Here is a 20,989-nt window from a genome sequence, read left to right as displayed (position 1 = left end):
CATCCCGAACTCAGCAGTGAAATGACCGATCGCCGATGGTAGTGTGGGGTCTCCCCATGTGAGAGTAGGTCATCGCCAGGCACCATTATTTACCTTGAGTACGCTCAAGGCTGAAAATCCCGATAAAGCAATTTATCGGGATTTTTTTGTTGGCAAGTATGCAGTCAGGTTGTTGTTTAGTCACGAAGGAGTAGGGTAAGAGTTCAGATACTACTGTTCCCATGGGCTTGCAGATCTGCAGGGTCATGAATCAAACCAAAAGACGATGCGCTCTGCTTTACTCTTTTGTAGTTGGGCCAGGTCCTGAAAATAACCTTCACCCAGAGCCTCTCTGACAGTATGAGTAACGAACTCTTCTGGAACATGAGCCGCTTCAATGTTTCTGTCTCGCAAGGGCTTGTCATAGTTATAGGAAGTCGTTTCTGAAACGAACACCGGCAACAAATGAAAAAACACCATAATCGCGATCGCTTAAAGGTTTATAGTCCGGGATTTCTTCCCATTGCCCAAAATTATTTCTGAACTCAGCGTATGCATGTATGTCTGTACCCATAACTATTCAACCTCTGTGGTGATTTACCTCAGTTTTTCATAGTCAGCCGTTGTGTTAAGACGGTTGATACAATGACTTCTCCCCCATCATCTAGGAGGCTGTCCGAGAATAGCGCCCGTAGCGAGGATGGCAGAAAATTGAGGATAAAAAGTCGGAAATTTTTAGTGAATAGTGGTTCTATTTGCTAAAAATTTCCGACCTTTTAGACCAATTTGCTGCCACCGCAGTAGGGCAGTCTATTCTCGGACAGCCTCCTAGCTCATGGATTGGTATGGGAATATACAGAATGGCTAGGTGTAAGCTTTTACAGACACACCTGCGCATACTGATAATAATGTTTTCTGATAATTGGCCGTTGGCTGTTTTCCCGTCATTCAGACCTGCTGAACCAAAAAAAGTTTCAGACCATAGGCCTGATGAGCCAGATCATTATTTTTCGAGAACAAAACGCAAAAGCTCTCAAGTTTCTTTAAGACCATGCATTACAAACCTGTACTATACGTCATTGGACTTTTATTGATGACGCTGGCGGCACTGATGTGCATCCCGCTGTTTACCAATATTTTTTTTAATACGCCTGCTCACTACCTGGCTTTCACACTGTCGCCACTGCTGACGTTTGTCGTGGGTGGTATCTTATGCTGGTCGTGCAAAACAGAAGTCTTTGGATTCCGGTCCAGGGAGGTTTTCCTGCTGACCAACTCAAGCTGGATATTGGTCTGTGTGTTTGGTGCGCTGCCTTTTATTTTTGAAACAGAAATCAGCTTTACTGATGCATTCTTTGAAACCATGTCAGGCATTACCACCACGGGCTCTACGGTGCTGGTCGGTCTGGATAATATGAATCCGGGTATTTTGATGTGGCGCTCAGTCCTTCAATGGTTGGGGGGGATTGGCTTTATTGTCATGGCGGTTGCGGTTCTGCCTTTTCTTAAGGTGGGTGGTATGCGTCTGTTTCAGAGTGAGTCTTCCGACTGGTCGGAAAAAGTAATGCCCCGATCCGGTGTGATTGCCAAGCGGATCGTTCAGATATACCTGGGGTTGAGCGCATTGTGTGCCATGGCCTATTACATGGGAGGAATGACGGCTTTTGAAGCCATCAACCACGCAATGGCAACGCTCTCAACCGGTGGTTTCTCCACCTCCGATGCATCAATGGCACATTTTGACACCCCTGTCATCCACTGGGCTGGCATCATTTTTATGTTGCTGGGCAGTCTTCCCTTTGTTCTGTTAGTAAGATTTCTGTCGGGTAATGCCGAGCCGTTATGGAAAGATTGTCAGGTTCGGGGCTTTCTTAAGCTGATTGGGATTCTCTGGGTCACCATGACAGCCTGGTTAGTGCTGAACTCTGACTACGGCGTTTTTGCTGCACTGAATCTGGTTGCCTTCAATACGACATCTGTCATAAGTACCACTGGCTTTGCCCTTACCGACTACTCAATGTGGGGAGGCTTTGCCGGAGCTTCGTTTTTCTTCCTGAGTTTTATTGGCGGTTGCTCAGGCTCTACCACTGGCGGTGTAAAGATCTTTCGCTTTCAGCTGGGGCTGAGGCTGCTTAATGTGCAGCTGAAGCTGTTGAGCCACCCCCGGGCCTGCTTCAGCATGAAATACAATGGTCAGCCACTGACCTCTGATATTATTCGCTCATTTGTCGGGTTTACTTTTTTCTTTCTGATGCTGACAGGCATCATCACACTGCTACTCAGTTTGATGGGGCTGGACTTTATTACCAGCCTGACAGGAGCGGTCACAGCCATTGCCAACGTTGGGCCGGGGCTTGGAGACATTATTGGTCCTTCCGGTAACTTTGCACCACTGCCTGATATGGCCAAGTGGGTATTGGCAGCGGGCATGCTGATGGGACGATTGGAGGTCATTACCGTTCTGGTGATGTTTACGTCGGCGTATTGGCGACGATAAGACGCTATCTTTTCGCAAGCGTGATAAAAAGTTTACATAGCAGGCAGTTGAAAAAAACAATACGACCTTTATATTACATGTAATATTTGTTACATGTAATGGATTGCCTGATCACTGAACTGGTCAGGCAATCCACTAATACAGAGAGTTCATTCATGGCCTTGCGGAAAAACGCTGCACATTATCAGCGACAGTTTCGCTCCAGGATGAGAGAGCAGGGGCTGGTAAAAAAAGAAATCTGGATTATGCCAGAAAACGCCAGCCTGCTGCGGGACATTGAGCAGCAACTACGGCAAATCGATTCCTATCAACCACCAGGACCTACCATCATGACCCAGTCATCAAGTGTTTGGACGATTCAAAGCTTATACGAAGCGTTGGCTAATGACCCACTGAGTACCAGTGGTAATGCGGTGTTGAATCTGGTGGATGGGACTGAGCCCTGTCTGGAAATCAGTATGGTTGAGTTTGGTGATCTGCCTATCTACCTGACGGTTTCCGGGGAGCAGATCATTGCCGATGCGGTGCTCTGGCCTTTTTCACTGGTCAAGGACCCGGTTGCGTTAAATGATGAGGTTTTGCGTACTCACAAATTATTTCCGCTGTCGACGATCAGTCTGGATCGCTTTCCGGATGGCAATGAGTACTACACCATTTTTGGTGCACTGAGTTCATCGTCTTCACTGCAGAATATCGTGCAGGAAATAGAAACACTGGCAGCCAATGCCATCAAGGCGACAGAAGCCTATGGGAATCACCTGACTTCTGAGTCAGTGGCTTAATACCATCAAGCATTAAAACAGGTAAATACCATGAGCATTTGGAGTAAAGTGATGACGGCCCTGAAAGGGGCGACCAACGAAGTCGGTGAAGCGATTGCAGACAGCAATGCTTTGCGTATTCTGGATCAGGAAATTCGTGAGGCGAGTGATCAGCTGCAGCAGTCCAAGACTCAGTTGGCTGGCATCATGGCCAAGCAAAAACTCTCCTCACAAAAGTGTGCCGAGCTGAAGGAAAAAGTGGCTGAATATGAAGGCTACGCCATAAAAGCCCTGGATCAGGGCGATGAATCGCTGGCCACAGACGTTGCCAGCAAGATTGCCGAGTATGAGGCGCAGCTTCATTCAGAACTGGAAATGGAAAAGAGCTTTGCGGGCAGCATCGTCAGCCTGAAAAAGGCCATTACGGATGCAGAAGCCAACCTTCGTCGTCTCAAGCAGCAGGTTGATACGGTTAAAGCGACAGAGTCCGTACAAAAAGCACAGGCTGCCTGTGCCGCCAAACACAGCGGTGTTAACTCAAAAATGGCGACGGCAACGGATTCTCTGGAACGAATCAAACAACGGCAGGCAGAGAGGGCTGCCCAGATGGAAGCGGCCAGTGAACTTTCCGGTGATACTGCTGAGAATGATCTGCAGGCCAAACTCAAGGCGGCGGGTATCACCAAGGGTGATGCTGATGCCTCCAGCGTATTGGAACGTCTGAAGGCTCGTCAGGGTTAGTCATGATGGGGGTGAGGTAAACGCGGTCCCGATGCCGAGAAGAATGAACGCTGAGCCAGTCATCCATTTGCCCCACTGCATGCGTTGCTTGCAGTGGAGTATTTGTTTGCCAACACTGCCAGCAAACAGCCCAACAGCTGCATCAATCGGAAAGGCTACCAGCACAAACGTCAGGCCAAGCATTAAGATATCAATGTGAGCCGAGGGGCTCGACGGATCAATGAATTGTGGAAAAAAAGCCAGAAAAAAAAGAATGACTTTCGGATTCAGCACATCTGTAATCACACCCTGATAAAAAATCTTTTTCAGGGCGGCGTTGGAAATACACTGTTCATTGCTATGCTCACCTTTCGAAAAAAAGAGCGTTCCGATTCCCAGGTAACAGAGATAAGCCGCCCCGGCATATTTAATCAGCGAAAAGCCCATGGTGGATGAGGCTATCAGGGCAGATAGCCCGAGAGATGCAATGATAGTATGGATAAGCACACCGGTATGCACACCCAGTGCAGAAATGAATCCAGCCATGGCTCCCTGGGAAAGCCCACGGGTGGTGATATACAGTAAATCCGGACCCGGAGCCAGGGAAAGGATCAGGGTCGCTATCAGAAATAGCGCCAGTGATGACTCAGACATAACACGTTCTCTTTCTATTCGTAGCCATCTGTCAGGGGTTTAAGAGTATAGTCCCGATTTCTCTATCAAGCGTTTCAAAGGGTGGTTTGTTTTTATGATCTTTGACTGGTTTAAGCGTAAGAAAGAAGACGAAAGCAAGAGTGTTGTTTTACCATCGCCGCTTAATTTGCGGTTGGGAACTGCGGTTGAATTGGATTTGTTACCTTTCCAGATGATCCGTGAGCAGTTGGGATTCACCTTGCCAGAAGGGATTCAGACGATTGAGGCAGCAGGCTTCATTGATTTAGGGGCCGGTGCTTCGCTGTGCCGCTTTTATACGTCGGATGATGGCTTTATTCAGATATCAACCAGTGGCGGTTATGAAACGCAGAACATTGATGACATAAAATTCTTTGTCTTTGCACAAACCCATAATATTGCCAGTGAGAGCGGTGCGAGCCTTTGGGTCAGTGACTCCGGTTTGATTGGTGATAAGCACTTTGAGCTGAATGAAACAGATTACCGCCGGGTCTGGGATGAGGCGGTTCCCGGTCGGATTGAACCGGTCAATTTCACGGAAACGGTTCACAGTCGTGATGAGTCGGTAACGGCTTATGATGTAGACCATCTGGCCATGCTCTATCAGCGACAAATCAGTGGCAGTGAGCGTTATGAGTATCTTCTGGCGTCCCTTGAGTTCAGTGGTGAGGATGAAGCAACAGCTGTCGTAAGTTTAGGGTTTGATCTTGATCTTTCAGCCATGACGATCACTTGACCAATACGGCATGAATGAATTTCCGGTCTGGCAAGGGTATCCTTGTCAGTCAGTTCCAATAATGTTCAGGATGTAACAATATGATCGCCATTACCGACTATTTAGCCGGAGTTCCTCTTTTTCTTGCCTATTTTGCCGTTGCGCTGGTATTAACGGGGATTTATGTCCTGGTTTACACTTGGTGTACTCCCCATGAAGAGATGAAATTGATCAGGGCGGATGTGCCGGCTGCTGCCATTGCTTTTGCTGGCAGTTTAATCGGCTTTGTTCTGCCCCTGGCCAGTGTCATTGAAAACTCGATTGACCTGGTGGATATGGCGCTCTGGGGCGGTGTTGCCCTGATTGTTCAGTTGGCTACATTTTTTGGACTAAGACTGTTTATTCCGCAAATCTCAGAGCATATTGCAGACAATAAGCTGGCTTCTGGTATCTGGCTGGGGGGAGTATCAATCGCAGCCGGTTTATTGAACGCTGCCTGTTTGACCTATTAGTACCGGAGTTAAGGGAATAATGAAGCGTTCAAAGAAGTTGCAGCTTGCCATTATGGGAACCGCTCCGTTTGTGCTCAGTGGCTGCACAGATTCCGCCAGAGAAGCGCTGGTTTATAAAGACGTAGCCAGTTGCATCAGTGATGGCGTGATATCCGATTCAGTTTGCCGGTATGAACACAACAAGGCCTGGCAGAACCATTTAATGATGGCACCCAAATATAATGCCGCCTCAGACTGCCAGCAGGACTTCGGCACGACATGCCAGCAACTGGCTTCCGGAGAGTATATTCCAACCATGGAAGGCTTTATGCTTGCCGCAGAGCCTGGCTCGAGCAGAAGCTCTTTTACGGTTATTCCTCTCTATCTTGGGAGCGGCGGTTTTTTCCGGACGGGTAACTACGATAGGGTTGGCAGCAGTTATCAGCAGGGAAAGGTCATCGTTGATAAAAAAGCAACGGCCAAGCCTTCTTTGACCAAGCCTTCAATAAAAAGTACTACTATGAAGCGTGGTGGTTTTGGCAGCCGTTCTGCCGCAAGAGGAAGCTGGGGGGGATAATGCTGCGTATTACCTCTGCGCCAAGAAAAGATTGGACCAGACTGGCGGAGTCCCTTGGGTTTAAGTTCCACACCATTGGTGGGGAAGCCTATTGGGATGAGACTGCTTATTATCAGTTCACTATAAAGCAGGTCGAGCAGGATATTGAAGATCCTACCGCAGAGATCCACCAGATGTGCCTGCACCTTGTGGATAAAGCTGTGAATTCAGAACAACTGATGGAGCGTCTGCGAATTCCCCGATTTTTCTGGGACTATGTGCGTGAGTCCTGGTTGAGAAGGGATTCCCATCTGTATGGACGAATGGATTTCTCCTACGATGGTCAATCACCTGCAAAGTTCTATGAATATAACGCAGACACGCCTACGTCATTATATGAGTCTGCTTTTTTTCAATGGCTCTGGCTGGAGCAGATGGTGGAAGAGAAGAAGCTTCCGCCAGAGATCGATCAGTTCAATATCATTCAGGAAATGCTGATTGAAGCACTGGTGTTACTGAAAAAGCAGAAGATGGCCGGTGAGCCACTTTACTTCTCTTGCAGTCAAGACTCCGAAGAAGACTATGGAACGGTTGAATACTTCCGTGACTGTGCTGTTCAGGCAGGACTTGGTACACAGTTTATTTACACTGAGGACATCGGTATCAGTCCGGAGGGCCAGTTTACCGACCTGGAAGATAGAACCATTCCCGGAATGTTTAAACTCTACCCTTGGGAGTTTATGTTTGAAGAAGCGTTCGGGAGTTACCTTCCGGGCAGCGATACATTATTTTTTGAACCTCCGTGGAAGGCCATTCTGTCAAATAAGGCAATCCTTCCCCTTCTGTGGCAGGAATTCAAAGGACACCCTAATCTTTTACCCTGCTATTTCGAGGATGAAAAACCGGGAGATGACCTGGGAAGTCATTACGTTAAGAAACCGGTTTTTTCCAGAGAAGGTGCAAACATCGCGGTGATGGACAATGGTAAGACGACGGTGACCGTTGATGGGCCCTATGTCGATAGTGGCTATGTTCTACAGAAATATCAGCCTCTGCCGGTATTTGCCGGAAACCACACGCTGATCGGCAGCTGGGTTATTGCTGATCGTCCGGCAGGCATTGGTATAAGGGAAGATAACTCGGTGATAACCAGGGACAGCTCAAGGTTTGTGCCGCATGTGATCAGGGAGTAGTTAAAAAAAGACCCTGACTTCATAACGGAGCAGGGCCTTTGGTGAGTCATTTAAAAGTGGATGGATGCGGCAACGTAAGCTTGGCAAGAGTCGTTTACTTTCAGTTTGGTATCCTCAAGCCCCTGGAAATGGTTAGAAATGCCGTTGGTCAGGTATTTTACGCCAGCTTCCAGATCGATATTGTCAATCTGATAAATTACACCTGCCTGGGCTCCGTAGGCAAAACCCCATTTCTTTTTAAAACTGTCTTCAACTGTCTTGTCGTCGGGAGTAGTAAAGGAACCACTGGCTTTTGTTTCTGTGGCACCAAGGGTTAAACCAACAAACGGCTGAACATCCCATTCAGGCATAAATAGATAATCGGCAGAAACCAGAAGGTTAAGCTGCTTAATGTCGTGAACTTTAAAATCGACACCGTTAGAGCCCCATTGAGCGTCTTTCGGCTTAAGATAACCAGCAGTGAAATAGACTCTGGCCTCGTCATCCATAAAGCCGCCAAGGCGAAGCCCGAAAAAGCCAGTATTGTCACTGTCATCAACCGATGTGCCGGAACCGTCAAGCTTCACTTTGGTCTTGGCATAGCCTCCTTCAAGGCCAACAAAAATATCATTCTCCGACCAGCCATCATCCCACCCGGTAGCCAGGGCAAATGAAGAAACTGCAGAAACCGCAAGCGCGGTTAATAGTGACGTTATCTTTTTCATGGTTATTCCATATCAAATGTGTGTACAAGAAATTACAAGCCTTATCTATGTGCAATAGATCAGGCTCGAAATAAGGAAGCGTTGCTAAAATAGTTTAATTTCTGAGTAAATAAGATAGGACACCTTAAAGTTTGAACTCAGAGTAAATATTAAAAACAGCGTTTCGTTATTAATCAGTGAGTTTATATAGAACACAAATTTGGTTTCTGCCATTTTCATTTGGTGTACTAAAGAACAATTTTTATTAAGGGTGGTTGGTTCTAAAGCATAAACACGGGGAGTGTAAATTAAGAAACAGGTAAAATTTTTCTTTTGAATTTGATTGCTAAGGTAGATGTCTTGAATATATTTTGAATATTAAAATATGTCACTAAAACAGTTATGTAACTTTATTGTTGTTCAATAATATTTGTTTTTAATGTTTTTTTAGAATTATCAGATTAACATTGATAGCGGTTGTTCTAGCTTGATGCATTATGCGTTTTGTTGTGATGATGACAAAAAAGCCACAGAAAAGTGGCTGATATTCATAACTTTGCCTGGATATCAATTGAGCTCTATTTAATATGCTTGTCAGCTTCTTTAAAGAAGAGTGCCATATCATTCCACGGCGTTGTCTTTCTGAGAATGCGTCTGCAAGTTACTATCGTTTCAAAATAGGGGGTCTGTTTCTTCAGCTCAACCCAGCCGCTGATACCACTGTTCTTCATGATACAACTCGAATTAACTGAATAAATTCAGTGATGGGATAACGATAATTTCAGTATATGTCGGTGAAATTATTATAAAAATCAATAATACTTTGTGAGCCTATCAAGTATTCTTATGCCTTGATTCTGTTGATGGATAGGCTGTACATTAAATGCATATTACGCTTCGTCAGTTGGAAATATTTCGGGCGGTGGCTCAGTACGGAAGGGTGACTGGTGCTGCTGAGAGTTTGCATATTTCCCAACCGGCGGCCAGCATGGCGTTATCGGAACTGGAAAAGCACCTGGGGACACTGTTTGACCGTAATCAGGGCGCAGGTCTGAAGATGAATGATTCCGGTCGTGCCCTGTTGCCAAAGGCATCCGAATTGATTGATCGCGCAAAGGAGCTGGAAAACCAGTTTGCCGGGGATGGATCCTATGAGTCGGGTTCTCTGGTTTTGAATGCCAGCTCCACCATAGGCAATAACCTGTTGCCCAAAATGCTTGCCCGATTCCGGGAAAGTTATCCAGGTATCAGAATTGATCTGGAAATTGATAATACCCGCGTCATTGAGCAGCAGCTGCTGGATTTCAAGACAGATCTTGCGGTCGTCGAGGGTGTCTGCCTGCATCCGGATATCGAGGTAACCACATGGCTGGAAGATGAGCTGGTGGTTATTTGCAGCCCGGATCATCCATTGGCCAATAAGGGCAATATTCCACTCTCTTCACTGGCCAATGAGCTGTGGGTATTAAGAGAACCGGGCTCGGGTACGCGGGAACTGTTTGATGAGATGATTGCTACTCAGCTGCCGTCGCCTAAGGTTGCCATGGTGCTGAACCGTTCAGAAGCGGTGAAACAGGCGGTCAGTGACGGTGTTGGTATCGCCTGTATTTCAAGTCTGGCGGCAAAGTCCACTCTGGATACCGGGCATATGGCAACGATTGGGGTGACAGGGCTGAACCTGAAGCGTCATTTTTATCTATTGACCCATAAGAGAAAGTACAAAAGTGCAGTTTTTACTCAGCTGTGCCAATTCATCCTTGCAAGCAAGCCCTTTGAAAACGTTTGATTTTTATACACAGGGCATTTGATTTCTCAGACGCTGCTTTTACCGGCTAAATGTCAGGGCATATTCCCCTTTCCCTTATACGGCGCGTGCTGACCGGCTGTTCTACCGAATTCTATGTTTTATGACTTTGTGAAATATTAATTGGCAGGTATGGTTTCGGTTGAATATAGGTACTATTACCCATATACTGCGGCCGCTGGGATGTCAGAAATCATCAATCAAATAACAGGTGATGACATAATCCAACAAAATTTTACACGGTGTGCATGCAATAATCTTTTGCTCCCCCTTTTCCTGATGAAAGCGGGGAAAGATAACTGAGCAGTAGTTAACGGAAGTATGTCAGAAGCAAAAGCCTGGAAGCAGCAGATAGCAATGGGTCGTGATGACTGGTCTGGATTTGCCAGCCGCAAGTCCGGTCGTTCTGATCATCGTCAATACATGTGGCTCCAACAGCCACCAGTGTATCGTGTTATTGTCGTCCAGTTGGCGGTATCTGCGGTGCTGGCCCTGGCACTGCTTCCTCTGGGAATCACTTTTACATTGTCTTCGTTTCTGGGAGGACTCTGTTGCTCACTGCCTAATGCGTATTTTGTATGGCGAGCGTTCCGCTATCGCGGCGCACGCTCGGCAAAACTGATTGTCAGCTCATTTTACCGTGGAGAAGCTGGCAAACTGGTACTGACCACAGCGGGTTTTATTCTGGTGTTTACCCTGGTTAAACCGCTGGAACCCCTGGCACTGTTTGGAACGTTTATCATGGTTCAGGCAGTCAGCTGGTTTGCTCCATTGCTGGTGGTTCGTCGGCAAAAGCCAGTCAAGTAATGGTTGGTAGACAACGCCCCGCCCATGGCGGTTGATTGCTGAAAAGTGTTTAAGTGGAAAAGCTGCTTACGGCTTTGTCTGATTTCAGATCAGGCTCCTGGCAGCTTTGATATTGACAATGTAATGGATGATTAACAGGATTAGCCATGGCAAATACTGCTACTGAATACATACAGCACCACTTGCAGAATTTGACGTATGGTCAGCTGCCTGCTGGTTATCAGCGAATTGATGCTTATGGGCATCCTCAGGGGGTTCTGACCGAGCCAACCTGGACTTTTGCCCTGACCCCCGCTGAAGCCAAAGAAATGGGGTTCTGGGCAATTCATGTAGACAGCATGCTCTGGTCGGTATTCCTCGGCTTTGTGTTTGTTCTCCTGTTCCGCTTTGTGGCCAAAAATGCGACTGCCGGTGTTCCCGGTAAGCTGCAAAATGCCATTGAATCCATTGTCGAATTTGTGGACACCAGCGTTCGCGAATCCTTCCATGGCAAAAACCCACTGATTGCCCCCCTGGCCCTGACCATTTTTGTCTGGATCTTCTTCATGAACCTGATGGACCTGATTCCTGTGGACTGGATTCCCGGTCTGGCAACACTGGCAGGCATTCCCTACATGAAGATCGTGCCATCGACAGACCCGAACATCACCATGTCCATGTCGATCAGTGTCTTCTTCCTGATGCTCTTCTTCTGGATCAAGGTGAAAGGTGTGTCTGGCCTGTTTTCTGATCTGGCGCTGCACCCATTCTCCAGCAAGAATCCGCTGGCGAAGGTTATTCTGATTCCTGTCAACCTGCTGCTGGAAACGGTGTCCCTGTTAGCCAAACCCGTTTCCCTGGGGCTGCGACTGTTCGGCAATATGTATGCCGGTGAACTGATATTTATCCTGATTGCCATGATTGGCTGGGCACAGCTGCCACTGCATTTTGGCTGGGCTGTTCTGCACATTCTGGTTATTACCCTTCAGGCTTACATCTTCATGACTCTGACCATCGTTTATCTGAGCAGCGTTCATGAAGATCACTGAGTGAAAGGTAAACGGGCAGCGTATCCTGTCAGGAGCTCTGCCCACTGGATAAATTAACTTTAACTAACCACTGAATCTCACAACACACGACCTGAAAAGTCGGGAGGAAATATGGAACTGGTAGTTGGTCTGACAGTAATCAGTGTTGCCATCATGCTGGGTGTAGCGGCGCTGGCAACGGGTATTGGCTTTGCCCTGCTGGGCGGCAAATTCCTGGAAGGGGTTGCCCGTCAGCCGGAAACTGCACCTATGCTGCAAACCAAAATGTTCATCGTTGCGGGTCTGCTGGATGCGATCCCAATGATTGCCGTTGGTATTGCCCTGTTCTTCACCTTTGCTAACCCGTTCGTTGGACTGCTCTAAGCAAAGACGTTAATGCCCGACCAGGTGCCAAGCCACGCAGGTCGGTTCCCCCGGGAGCCGACCTGCGTTGAGAAAAGGCCAGGCTCTGAAAGGAGCCAACGACATTAACTAAAAGAGGTGTTGGCGTGAATTTAAATGCAACTCTGATCGGCCAATCCATCGCTTTTATGTTCTTTGTGTGGTTCTGCATGAAATATGTGTGGCCACCTCTGACCAAAGCGCTGAGTGACCGACAGCAAAAAATAGCCGATGGTCTGGCTGCTGCTGACAAGGCAGAAAAAGACCTGGCTCAGGCCAATGACAAGGTTGCTGAACTGCTGAAAGAAGCAAGAGCTGAAGCCCAGGGCATCATTGAGTCAGCCAACAAGCGCGCAAACCAGATTGTCGATGAAGCCAAAGAACAGGCCCGTGCTGAAGGTGACCGCCTGAAGGCCGCTGCTGCTGCTGAAATTGAGCAGGACGCTAACCGGGCTCGTGAAGCACTGCGTACGCAGGTGGCAAGCCTCGCTATTGCCGGTGCTGAACGAATTCTGGGTGAACGTCTGGACGAGGCAGCGAACAGCAAGCTGGTTGATGATCTGGCGGCTGAACTTTAAGAGGGCTGGAGATCATGGAATTAACAACCTGTGCCCGTCCCTACGCCAAAGCGGCATTTGAATATGCCCGTGATGCATCACGTTTGAGCGAATGGTCTGACATGCTGTCGCTCTGTGCCAGTGTGACTGCTTATCAGAAAGTGGTTGAGCTGCTGGGTAATCCGCAATTGAGTGGTGCGCAACAGGCAGAAACCATTATCGGACTGTGTCAGGGCGACGGTTCACTGGATCAGCCGTTTGAGAATTATCTTCGGGTGTTGTCAGAACATCGTCGTCTGCAACTGCTGCCTGAAATTGCTGTCCTGTATGCCCGGTTGAGAGCGGAAGAAGAACGTTCCCAGCAGGTGCAGGTGACGTCAGCGTATCCCCTGAGTCAGGAGCAGCAAGATAAACTGGCAGAAAAAATGGCGGCCAGACTTGGACGTTCTGTTCAACTGGTGACAGAGATCGACAGTAGCATTTTAGGTGGCGTTATCGTCAAAGCGGGTGACCTGGTCATTGATGGCAGTCTCCGTGCCCGGCTGGGCAAGCTCGCCGATGCGATGATTTCCTGAGTAATCAATACAGCCTTGAGCTCAACAATAGAGAGTAGGAGGCCGCGGCGCTCATGAGCCCAAAGGTGCAGTTTTTCACTCAGGCTTCTGTCAGGTGCCAACAGCAATAGTGCCCAGGGCGGAATAAGCCATCGGGTTGAGAATCAATAAAACTGTACGTTTGTGGTTAAGTGGGGCAGGTAAGCTATGCAGCAACTGAATCCTTCCGAGATCAGTGACATCATCAAGAGCAGAATCGAGCAGCTTGATGTGTCCAGTGAAGCCCAGAATGAGGGCACGATTGTCAGCGTAACTGACGGTATTGTACGTATTCATGGTCTGGCGGATGCCATGTACGGGGAGATGATCAAGTTCCCGGGCAATGTCTACGGTATGGCACTGAACCTTGAGCGTGACTCTGTCGGTGCAGTGGTCCTGGGTGACTACGGCGATCTGGCTGAAGGCCAGACCGTTCAGTGCACCGGTCGAATTCTTGAAGTACCCGTGGGCAATGAACTGCTCGGGCGTGTGGTTGATGCCCTGGGTAACCCCATTGATGGTAAAGGTGCCTTGCAAACCGGGCAAACCTCTCCCCTGGAAAAAGTAGCACCCGGCGTTATTGCCCGTCAGTCGGTGGATGAGCCGGTGCAGACCGGCTACAAGGCCGTTGACTCCATGGTGCCCATCGGCCGTGGCCAGCGTGAGCTGATCATCGGCGACCGTCAGACTGGTAAAACCGCGCTGGCTATTGATGCCATCATCAACCAGAAAGGCACAGGCGTTAAGTGTGTCTATGTTGCTGTGGGTCAGAAGCAGTCCACCATTGCCAACGTGGTGCGCAAGCTGGAAGAGCACGGTGCCATGGACCACACCATTGTGGTGGCAGCCGGTGCGGCTGATCCGGCGGCCATGCAGTTCCTGGCACCGTTTGCCGGCTGCTCCATGGGGGAATACTTCCGTGACCGTGGTGAAGATGCCCTGATCGTCTACGATGACCTGACCAAACAGGCTTGGGCTTATCGTCAGATCTCCCTGCTGCTCCGTCGTCCACCGGGCCGTGAAGCTTATCCTGGTGATGTCTTCTACCTGCACTCCCGTCTGCTGGAGCGTGCGGCACGGGTGAACGCGGATTACGTTGAGAAGTTCACCAACGGTGAAGTGAAAGGCAAGACCGGTTCCCTGACCGCTCTGCCCATCATCGAAACCCAGGCCGGTGACGTATCGGCCTTCGTACCCACCAACGTTATCTCCATCACCGACGGTCAGATCTTCCTGGAAACCGACCTGTTCAACGCCGGTATCCGCCCTGCGATGAACGCCGGTGTCTCGGTATCGCGGGTAGGTGGTGCTGCCCAGACCAAGATCATCAAGAAGCTCGGCGGTGGTATCCGTCTGGCACTGGCCCAGTACCGTGAACTGCAGGCGTTTGCCCAGTTTGCTTCTGACCTGGATGAAGCCACCCGTAAGCAGCTGGAGCATGGTCAGCGGGTTACTGAGCTGATGAAACAGACCCAGTACGCCCCCATGTCGGTAGCGGAAATGGGACTGGTTATCTTTGCCGCTGAGAAAGGGTTCCTGGCAGATGTGGCCCTGAACAAGATTGGTGACTTTGAAGCCGCCCTGATCAGCTATGCCAACGCCGAGCACAGTGCGCTGATGGCGACCATCAATGAGTCCGGGGACTACAACGGCGAGATTGAAGCAGGCCTTAAAGAAGTCATTGAGAAGTTCAAGGCCACCCAGACATGGTGATCAGTTGTCAGTGGGCAGTTGTCAGTGGGCAGTGAACAGCCTCACTGGCAACTGGCCACCCATAACTGACCACTGATCACTGACAACTGGAAACTGATTATGGCCGGGGCAAAAGAGATACGGACGCAGATATCGTCCATTAAAAGCACACAGAAAATTACCAGCGCCATGGAAATGGTGGCTGCCAGCAAGATGCGTAAGGCCCAGGAGCGGATGGAAACCAGCCGCCCCTATGCTGAGCGTATTCGTCAGGTGGTAGGACACATCGCCAACGCGAATGCAGAGTACGAGCACAGCTTTATGGTTGAGCGTGAGGTCAAACGTGTTGGCTTCATTATCGTCTCTACTGATCGTGGTCTCTGCGGTGGCTTGAACATTAACCTGTTCAAGAAGACCGTAGAAAGCATGAAGGCGTGGACTGATCAGGGTGTCGGCATCGACCTCTGTCTGATTGGCAGCAAGGCTGCCGCCTTTTTCCGCAGCTATGGTGGTAACGTCGTGGCAGCCATGGCGCATATTGGGGACTCACCCAACATTGCCGACCTGATTGGCGGGGTCAAAGTGATGCTGGACCGTTACGACGAGGGGCAAATTGACCGTCTGTTTGTGGTGCACAACGACTTCGTCAACACCATGACCCAAACGCCGCAAGTGCAGCAACTGCTGCCATTGGTACCGGATGATGACGCGTCCCTGAAGAGACCCTGGGACTACCTGTATGAGCCTGATGCCAAAGAGCTGCTGGATGGTCTGCTGGTACGTTATATCGAGTCTCAGGTGTTCCAGGCGGTGGTTGAAAATAATGCCTGTGAACAGGCGGCTCGAATGGTGGCCATGAAGAGTGCCACCGATAACGCCGGAAACCTGATTGATGACCTGCAGTTGGTCTACAACAAGGCCCGTCAGGCTGCGATCACACAGGAATTGTCTGAAATTGTCAGCGGTGCTGCGGCTGTTTAAAAGCGTGGCCGTTTAAAAGATTAAGGGGTGAGGAAAGACTATGAGTAGCGGTCGTATCGTACAAATTATCGGTGCCGTCATCGACGTCGAATTCCCACGGGACAGCGTGCCCAAAGTGTATGACGCACTGAATGTTGATGGCAAGGATCTGGTACTGGAAGTTCAGCAGCAGCTGGGTGACGGTGTCGTTCGTTCCATTGCCATGGGCTCTACCGAAGGGGTTGCCCGTGGTTTGAACGTTGCCAACACGGGAGCACCGATTCAGGTGCCAGTGGGTACCAAAACCCTGGGACGTATCATGGACGTCCTGGGTAATCCTATTGATGAAAAAGGCCCTATCGGTGAAGAAGAGAGAGCGGCCATTCACCGTAAGGCACCCAGTTACGCGGATCAGGCAGCCACCAACGAGCTGCTGGAAACCGGGATCAAGGTCATCGACCTGGTTTGCCCATTTGCCAAAGGTGGTAAGGTGGGTCTGTTCGGTGGTGCCGGTGTGGGTAAAACCGTCAACATGATGGAGCTGATCCGCAACATCGCCATCGAGCACTCCGGTTACTCGGTATTTGCCGGTGTCGGTGAGCGTACCCGGGAAGGTAACGACTTCTACCATGAAATGACCGACTCCAACGTTATCGACAAAGTATCGCTGGTGTACGGCCAGATGAACGAGCCACCCGGAAACCGTCTGCGTGTCGCCCTGACCGGTCTGACCATGGCGGAAAAATTCCGTGATGAAGGCCGTGACGTACTGCTGTTCATTGATAACATCTACCGTTACACCCTGGCGGGCACCGAAGTATCGGCACTGCTGGGCCGTATGCCGTCTGCGGTAGGTTACCAGCCAACCCTGGCGGAAGAGATGGGCGTACTGCAGGAACGTATTACCTCCACCAAGACCGGTTCCATCACTTCTATTCAGGCGGTATACGTACCGGCGGATGACTTGACTGACCCATCCCCTGCTACGACATTCTCCCACCTGGATGCCACCGTCGTACTGAGCCGTGATATCGCTTCCAAGGGTATCTACCCGGCCATCGACCCACTGGACTCCACCTCCCGTCAGCTGGACCCTCTGGTCATTGGTCAGGAGCACTACGACGTCGCCCGTGGTGTGCAGACAGTACTGCAGCGTTATAAAGAGCTGAAAGACATCATTGCCATTCTGGGTATGGATGAACTGTCAGAAGAAGACAAGCAGACCGTATCCCGCGCCCGTAAGATTGAGCGATTCCTGTCTCAGCCATTCTTCGTAGCAGAAGTGTTCACCGGCTCTCCGGGTAAATATGTGCCATTGAAAGACACCATTCGTGCCTTCAAGGGTATCCTGGAAGGTGAGTTTGATGCGCTGCCAGAACAGGCTTTCTATATGGTCGGTTCCATTGACGAAGCGGTTGAAAAAGCCAAGTCTATGTAAATAAGACCGCTGCCCGAAAAGACGCATGTTCCTACGGGAGGCGGGCAGTGGGCAATTCTGAGGAGATAGGACCCAATGGCATCAACCGTAGATTGTGACATCGTTAGTGCCGAGCAGGAGATCTTCAAAGGTCAGGTAGAGATGTTGATTGCTACCGGCTCTATGGGAGACCTGGGCATTACCCCCGGGCATACTCCGCTGCTGACCGAACTGAGACCCGGACCGATCCGACTCATTACCCAAAATGGTGAAGAAGAGGTTTTCTACGTGTCCGGTGGCTTCCTGGAAGTCCAGCCAAACCAGGTCAAGATCCTGGCGGATACGGCACTGCGAGCCGACGACATGAATGAAGCGGCGGCTGAAGAAGCCAAGCGTCAGGCAGAAAAAGCCCTGGAACACCAAAGTGGCGAATTCGACTACTCCAGGGCAGCCACCCAACTGGCTGAAGCGGCTGCCCAGCTCAGAACCCTTCAGGCGGTTCGCAAGAAACTGGGCAAATAAGTTCAGTTCTTGTGCTGTCAAAGAGCCCTGCTTTTGCAGGGTTTTTTTATGATGAAATCATATCTTGATTTTTATCTTATTAATCATTGAGTTAACAAATAACGCTACTTTATGGAGACTAAAGTTTAATAGTAAATAGTATTTAGTGAGCTTACCTTATCGTATCAAGACACTTCTTATGGGCAAACCTATACCAAGCATTTGAGTAATAACTCAATAGTGGATAATTACTTCACATCAACCTGATTAATTTGTTGAAGTACTCAATAAATCAAGGAAGAATTAATTATGAACTCATCAGCTATCATACCTGAAAAAACCGCTCGGCAAGTTACTTTTAGTCCTGAAGATGCTCATAAGACAAAAGGCAGAAAGAAAAAATGGGCAGGATTGAAAGTAAGAAAAATGGCAGCAAACTCTTTTGAAAAACTGACGATTAAGCTTCAGATGAAGTTACCACACAAAACTTTCTCCAACCTGTTTGGAAAATTAGCTGAATGCAAAACAAAGGTTATAAAAAACTGGTTAATCCGCAAATTTATCTGGATGCATAACATTAATCTTCAAGAGGCTACTAAAAAGCGAGCTGAAGATTTTGAATGTTTCAATGACTTTTTTACTAGAAAGTTGGAAAAAGATGCACGACCCATTGCTTCAATGACAGAAGTTGCCTCACCTGTTGATGGAACAATTAGCCAGGCCGGGAAAATAGATTCAGGAGAACTTATCCAGGCCAAAGGGCATACATACAATATCAAAGATTTATTAGGTGGAGATCAGGAGCTTTCTGATGCTTTCCAAGGGGGGAGTTTTGCCAATATCTATTTATCACCCGGTGATTATCACCGTTTTCACATGCCCATATCCGGCAAACTGAAAAAGACGATCCATATTCCGGGTAAGCTATATTCCGTCAGTCCCAAATCGGCAAAAAATATTGATAATTTGTTCGTCAAGAATGAGCGGTTAGTTTGTATTTTTGATACAGCCCAGGGCCCTATGGCAATGATTATGGTAGGGGCAATTAATGTATCCAGTATTGAAACCGTTTGGGAGAATGGGATAATTGAGCCTCATAGAAAAGGTGGGAAGCGTGCGCACATTCATGAAAAGAGTTTTAATGATTTACCCTTTCGTATTGGAGATGATCTGGGGGCGTTTCGTATTGGCTCAACCGTGATATGTCTTTTTGGAAAAGATAAGGTTGATTGGCAAGAGAGTTTAATCACAGGTAAGAAAATTAAAATGGGAGAGGCAATAGGCTCTCTTAAATAAGCATAGAAAACTGGTAAACATCATCCTCAGTCACTGGTCAGGAGGTTTCGCTATGATACACCTGAATGAGACCGAAGCCGCTTCCGGAAAAAAAGCCCTGATGTATTCCCATGCATAAATGGCTGTTTGTTTTGATGAATGTGCACTCTGTGCCAAAAAAATCGGATTCTGGAACCTTCTTCTTATATTCGCTATAGTTCGCGCCTTCCATTATCAGATGCAAGACCTCTATGCCAGTAAATCAACCCTTATTACCATCCATGCAATACGATGCCGTTATTATTGGAGCGGGGGCTTCCGGGTTGATGTGTGCACTGACGGCAGGTGATCGCGGCCGAAAGGTGCTGGTCATCGACCATGCCAATAAGATTGGCAAGAAAATTCTGATTTCCGGCGGTGGCCGCTGCAACTACACCAATATGTACGCTGAACCGGCAAACTACCTCTCCCAAAATCCCCATTTCTGTAAATCGGCACTGGCCCGCTACACCCAGTGGGATTTTCAGGCGCTGGTGGATAAGCACCAGATTCCCTGGCATGAGAAAACCCTGGGGCAGCTGTTCTGCAACCAGCAATCCAGCGATATCGTAGAGATGCTGGTGGAAGAGTGCAGAAAGTCCGGTGTCGCCACTCGCCTGAAGACAGCATTACATCACGTTAAACCATTGGATGATGAAGAAGGCTTTACGCTGGATACGACATTGGGAGAAATCCGCTGCACATCGTTAGTGGTGGCCACCGGTGGCTTGTCATTCCCCACCATGGGCGCTTCCGGTCTTGGCTATGAACTGGCCGAGCAGTTCGGTCATCATTTAATTGAAAGGGTGCCAGGCCTGGTGCCATTCACCATGGACAAACAGTGGCTGGCCCACTTTATTGAGTTATCCGGTGTGAGTGCCGATGTCATCGCCAGCTGCAATGGCCAGAGCTTTCGGGAGAATGTCCTCTTTACCCACCGAGGGCTGAGTGGGCCTGCCATATTGCAGATCTCCTCCTACTGGCGGCCTGGCGATAAAGTTTCCATCAACTGGCTACCGGGTATCGCCATAGAGGACTGGTTGAATGAACTCAGAGAAGCAAAACCCAGGGCTGAAATTCGCTCAGTACTCTCAGATAAATTAACCAAACGTCTGACAACCGCTCTATGCACTTATGGAGAGCTGCAAAAATTGACAGACAGTGGTCGTAAACCCATGAACCAGTTTTCTGCAACTGAGCTGCAACGCCTGGCCGAAAACCTGGAATCCTGGGTATTTATGCCAGCGGGCACCGAAGGTTATAAAAAAGCCGAAGTCACTCTGGGCGGCGTAGCTACCAACAATATTTCATCAAAAACCTTCGAAAGCCAGAACCAGCCAGGGCTTTATTTTGTGGGTGAAGTACTGGATGTCACCGGCCACCTCGGCGGGTTCAACTTCCAGTGGGCCTGGGCTTCGGGATATTGTGCCGGGCTGTACGTATAAATTTGTATAATCCTAATAAATCGTGCACGTAAACAATATATCTGCCTTTCACCACCCCTATCAGGAATACACCGACTCGTAAAAATTGCCCAAAATCTGCATGATCGTCCATTGTCTTTCCTTCAAACCGATCACATGTTCCTCCTGATTATTGACCGTTAAGACATTTATTCCCTGGAAACAGAAAAACACCCATCTCGCCGTTGGGTTCTGGCAGGGCTTC

General features: G+C 48.8%; 22 protein-coding genes and 1 rRNA gene. 20 read left to right on the top strand and 3 right to left on the bottom strand.

Features of this window, described 5'->3' with window-relative positions; genetic code table 11:
• Positions 1-81: ribosomal RNA gene (gene rrf, locus ACO6VE_RS21455) — 5S ribosomal RNA — on the top strand; the annotation flags it as partial.
• 162 nt (positions 82-243) lie between these two features.
• Here rrf and ACO6VE_RS21450 read toward each other — a convergent pair.
• On the bottom strand, positions 244-459 hold the full coding sequence (locus ACO6VE_RS21450) for a hypothetical protein (protein WP_422444536.1): 216 nt from the start codon (positions 457-459) through the stop codon (positions 244-246).
• Positions 460-1,072: 613 nt separating this feature from the next.
• Here ACO6VE_RS21450 and ACO6VE_RS21445 point away from each other — a divergent pair.
• The 3 genes from ACO6VE_RS21445 (at position 1,073) to ACO6VE_RS21435 (ending at position 3,978) form a co-directional block, all read left to right on the top strand.
• Positions 1,073-2,476, top strand: coding sequence for a TrkH family potassium uptake protein (locus ACO6VE_RS21445; RefSeq protein ID WP_422463334.1), 1,404 nt, complete (start codon positions 1,073-1,075; stop codon positions 2,474-2,476).
• Positions 2,477-2,574: 98 nt separating this feature from the next.
• Positions 2,575-3,258, top strand: coding sequence for a YjfI family protein (locus ACO6VE_RS21440; protein WP_422463332.1), 684 nt, complete (start codon positions 2,575-2,577; stop codon positions 3,256-3,258).
• Positions 3,259-3,288: 30 nt separating this feature from the next.
• Entirely contained in the window at positions 3,289-3,978 is a 690-nt protein-coding gene (locus ACO6VE_RS21435) for a PspA/IM30 family protein (RefSeq protein ID WP_269672200.1), read from the top strand.
• On the opposite strand, the gene ACO6VE_RS21430 is transcribed toward ACO6VE_RS21435, so the two are convergent.
• Positions 3,979-4,611 (bottom strand): LysE family translocator, encoded by a 633-nt coding sequence (locus ACO6VE_RS21430; protein WP_422444542.1) that lies wholly within the window; start codon positions 4,609-4,611, stop codon positions 3,979-3,981.
• A 94-nt stretch (positions 4,612-4,705) separates the two neighbouring features.
• On the opposite strand from ACO6VE_RS21430, the gene ACO6VE_RS21425 reads away from it, so the two are divergent.
• The 4 genes from ACO6VE_RS21425 (at position 4,706) to ACO6VE_RS21410 (ending at position 7,584) form a co-directional block, all read left to right on the top strand.
• Entirely contained in the window at positions 4,706-5,365 is a 660-nt protein-coding gene (locus ACO6VE_RS21425; protein WP_422444544.1) for a DUF2491 family protein, read from the top strand.
• An 80-nt stretch (positions 5,366-5,445) separates the two neighbouring features.
• On the top strand, positions 5,446-5,856 hold the full coding sequence (locus ACO6VE_RS21420) for a DUF350 domain-containing protein (protein ID WP_101747451.1): 411 nt from the start codon (positions 5,446-5,448) through the stop codon (positions 5,854-5,856).
• A 19-nt stretch (positions 5,857-5,875) separates the two neighbouring features.
• A complete protein-coding gene (locus ACO6VE_RS21415) occupies positions 5,876-6,412 on the top strand; it encodes a DUF1190 domain-containing protein (RefSeq protein WP_422444546.1) in 537 nt (178 codons plus the stop codon).
• A complete protein-coding gene (locus ACO6VE_RS21410) occupies positions 6,412-7,584 on the top strand; it encodes a glutathionylspermidine synthase family protein (RefSeq protein ID WP_422444548.1) in 1,173 nt (390 codons plus the stop codon). Before ACO6VE_RS21415 ends, ACO6VE_RS21410 begins: the two co-directional genes overlap by 1 nt.
• A 50-nt stretch (positions 7,585-7,634) precedes the next feature.
• Here the strand turns inward: ACO6VE_RS21410 and ACO6VE_RS21405 are convergent, their stop codons facing one another.
• Positions 7,635-8,288 (bottom strand): outer membrane beta-barrel protein, encoded by a 654-nt coding sequence (locus tag ACO6VE_RS21405; protein WP_422444550.1) that lies wholly within the window; start codon positions 8,286-8,288, stop codon positions 7,635-7,637.
• A gap of 862 nt (positions 8,289-9,150) precedes the next feature.
• On the opposite strand from ACO6VE_RS21405, the gene ACO6VE_RS21400 reads away from it, so the two are divergent.
• The 12 genes from ACO6VE_RS21400 to ACO6VE_RS21345 all read left to right on the top strand — a co-directional run bounded on the left by ACO6VE_RS21400 (position 9,151) and on the right by ACO6VE_RS21345 (position 20,766).
• Positions 9,151-10,053 carry a LysR substrate-binding domain-containing protein gene (locus ACO6VE_RS21400; RefSeq protein ID WP_422444552.1) on the top strand — a complete coding sequence of 301 codons (903 nt, stop codon included), beginning with the start codon at positions 9,151-9,153 and terminating at the stop codon, positions 10,051-10,053.
• A 339-nt stretch (positions 10,054-10,392) separates the two neighbouring features.
• Entirely contained in the window at positions 10,393-10,878 is a 486-nt protein-coding gene (locus tag ACO6VE_RS21395) for an ATP synthase subunit I (protein WP_422463330.1), read from the top strand.
• Positions 10,879-11,024: 146 nt separating this feature from the next.
• Positions 11,025-11,906: a F0F1 ATP synthase subunit A gene (gene atpB / locus ACO6VE_RS21390; RefSeq protein WP_422444556.1), complete on the top strand. Its 882-nt coding sequence runs from the start codon at positions 11,025-11,027 to the stop codon at positions 11,904-11,906.
• Positions 11,907-12,017: 111 nt separating this feature from the next.
• Entirely contained in the window at positions 12,018-12,269 is a 252-nt protein-coding gene (gene atpE, locus ACO6VE_RS21385; RefSeq protein ID WP_020581950.1) for a F0F1 ATP synthase subunit C, read from the top strand.
• Between the two features lie 125 nt (positions 12,270-12,394).
• Positions 12,395-12,865: a F0F1 ATP synthase subunit B gene (locus ACO6VE_RS21380; protein WP_209203523.1), complete on the top strand. Its 471-nt coding sequence runs from the start codon at positions 12,395-12,397 to the stop codon at positions 12,863-12,865.
• An 11-nt stretch (positions 12,866-12,876) separates the two neighbouring features.
• The gene (locus ACO6VE_RS21375; protein WP_422463336.1) at positions 12,877-13,419 is read left to right on the top strand and encodes a F0F1 ATP synthase subunit delta; all 543 of its coding nucleotides are present in this window, start codon (positions 12,877-12,879) and stop codon (positions 13,417-13,419) included.
• Between the two features lie 186 nt (positions 13,420-13,605).
• Positions 13,606-15,150 (top strand): F0F1 ATP synthase subunit alpha, encoded by a 1,545-nt coding sequence (gene atpA, locus ACO6VE_RS21370; protein WP_209276722.1) that lies wholly within the window; start codon positions 13,606-13,608, stop codon positions 15,148-15,150.
• 99 nt (positions 15,151-15,249) lie between these two features.
• The gene (gene atpG, locus ACO6VE_RS21365) at positions 15,250-16,110 is read left to right on the top strand and encodes a F0F1 ATP synthase subunit gamma (protein WP_269676721.1); all 861 of its coding nucleotides are present in this window, start codon (positions 15,250-15,252) and stop codon (positions 16,108-16,110) included.
• A 40-nt stretch (positions 16,111-16,150) separates the two neighbouring features.
• Positions 16,151-17,527 (top strand): F0F1 ATP synthase subunit beta, encoded by a 1,377-nt coding sequence (gene atpD / locus ACO6VE_RS21360; protein ID WP_101747441.1) that lies wholly within the window; start codon positions 16,151-16,153, stop codon positions 17,525-17,527.
• Between the two features lie 75 nt (positions 17,528-17,602).
• Positions 17,603-18,028, top strand: coding sequence for a F0F1 ATP synthase subunit epsilon (locus ACO6VE_RS21355; RefSeq protein ID WP_163369859.1), 426 nt, complete (start codon positions 17,603-17,605; stop codon positions 18,026-18,028).
• Between the two features lie 288 nt (positions 18,029-18,316).
• On the top strand, positions 18,317-19,303 hold the full coding sequence (gene asd / locus ACO6VE_RS21350) for an archaetidylserine decarboxylase (protein WP_422444560.1): 987 nt from the start codon (positions 18,317-18,319) through the stop codon (positions 19,301-19,303).
• Positions 19,304-19,533: 230 nt separating this feature from the next.
• Positions 19,534-20,766 carry an NAD(P)/FAD-dependent oxidoreductase gene (locus tag ACO6VE_RS21345; RefSeq protein WP_422444562.1) on the top strand — a complete coding sequence of 411 codons (1,233 nt, stop codon included), beginning with the start codon at positions 19,534-19,536 and terminating at the stop codon, positions 20,764-20,766.
• The last annotated feature ends 223 nt before the right edge of the window (positions 20,767-20,989 follow it).

The sequence above is a fragment of the Endozoicomonas sp. ALB115 genome (assembly GCF_049310245.1).
Lineage (GTDB): Bacteria > Pseudomonadota > Gammaproteobacteria > Pseudomonadales > Endozoicomonadaceae > Endozoicomonas.
This window is presented reverse-complemented; position numbering and strand designations above follow the sequence as displayed.

Bases quoted from the DNA above. Each gene is read 5' to 3' on its own strand.
- ACO6VE_RS21450 (WP_422444536.1), bottom strand. From the start codon at position 459: ATGGTGTTTTTTCATTTGTTGCCGGTGTTCGTTTCAGAAACGACTTCC.
- ACO6VE_RS21445 (WP_422463334.1), top strand. From the start codon at position 1,073: ATGACGCTGGCGGCACTGATGTGCATCCCGCTGTTTACCAATATTTTT.
- ACO6VE_RS21440 (WP_422463332.1), top strand. From the start codon at position 2,575: ATGGATTGCCTGATCACTGAACTGGTCAGGCAATCCACTAATACAGAG.
- ACO6VE_RS21435 (WP_269672200.1), top strand. From the start codon at position 3,289: ATGAGCATTTGGAGTAAAGTGATGACGGCCCTGAAAGGGGCGACCAAC.
- ACO6VE_RS21430 (WP_422444542.1), bottom strand. From the start codon at position 4,611: ATGTCTGAGTCATCACTGGCGCTATTTCTGATAGCGACCCTGATCCTT.
- ACO6VE_RS21425 (WP_422444544.1), top strand. From the start codon at position 4,706: ATGATCTTTGACTGGTTTAAGCGTAAGAAAGAAGACGAAAGCAAGAGT.
- ACO6VE_RS21420 (WP_101747451.1), top strand. From the start codon at position 5,446: ATGATCGCCATTACCGACTATTTAGCCGGAGTTCCTCTTTTTCTTGCC.
- ACO6VE_RS21415 (WP_422444546.1), top strand. From the start codon at position 5,876: ATGAAGCGTTCAAAGAAGTTGCAGCTTGCCATTATGGGAACCGCTCCG.
- ACO6VE_RS21410 (WP_422444548.1), top strand. From the start codon at position 6,412: ATGCTGCGTATTACCTCTGCGCCAAGAAAAGATTGGACCAGACTGGCG.
- ACO6VE_RS21405 (WP_422444550.1), bottom strand. From the start codon at position 8,288: ATGAAAAAGATAACGTCACTATTAACCGCGCTTGCGGTTTCTGCAGTT.
- ACO6VE_RS21400 (WP_422444552.1), top strand. From the start codon at position 9,151: ATGCATATTACGCTTCGTCAGTTGGAAATATTTCGGGCGGTGGCTCAG.
- ACO6VE_RS21395 (WP_422463330.1), top strand. From the start codon at position 10,393: ATGTCAGAAGCAAAAGCCTGGAAGCAGCAGATAGCAATGGGTCGTGAT.
- atpB (WP_422444556.1), top strand. From the start codon at position 11,025: ATGGCAAATACTGCTACTGAATACATACAGCACCACTTGCAGAATTTG.
- atpE (WP_020581950.1), top strand. From the start codon at position 12,018: ATGGAACTGGTAGTTGGTCTGACAGTAATCAGTGTTGCCATCATGCTG.
- atpA (WP_209276722.1), top strand. From the start codon at position 13,606: ATGCAGCAACTGAATCCTTCCGAGATCAGTGACATCATCAAGAGCAGA.
- atpG (WP_269676721.1), top strand. From the start codon at position 15,250: ATGGCCGGGGCAAAAGAGATACGGACGCAGATATCGTCCATTAAAAGC.
- atpD (WP_101747441.1), top strand. From the start codon at position 16,151: ATGAGTAGCGGTCGTATCGTACAAATTATCGGTGCCGTCATCGACGTC.
- ACO6VE_RS21355 (WP_163369859.1), top strand. From the start codon at position 17,603: ATGGCATCAACCGTAGATTGTGACATCGTTAGTGCCGAGCAGGAGATC.
- asd (WP_422444560.1), top strand. From the start codon at position 18,317: ATGAACTCATCAGCTATCATACCTGAAAAAACCGCTCGGCAAGTTACT.
- ACO6VE_RS21345 (WP_422444562.1), top strand. From the start codon at position 19,534: ATGCCAGTAAATCAACCCTTATTACCATCCATGCAATACGATGCCGTT.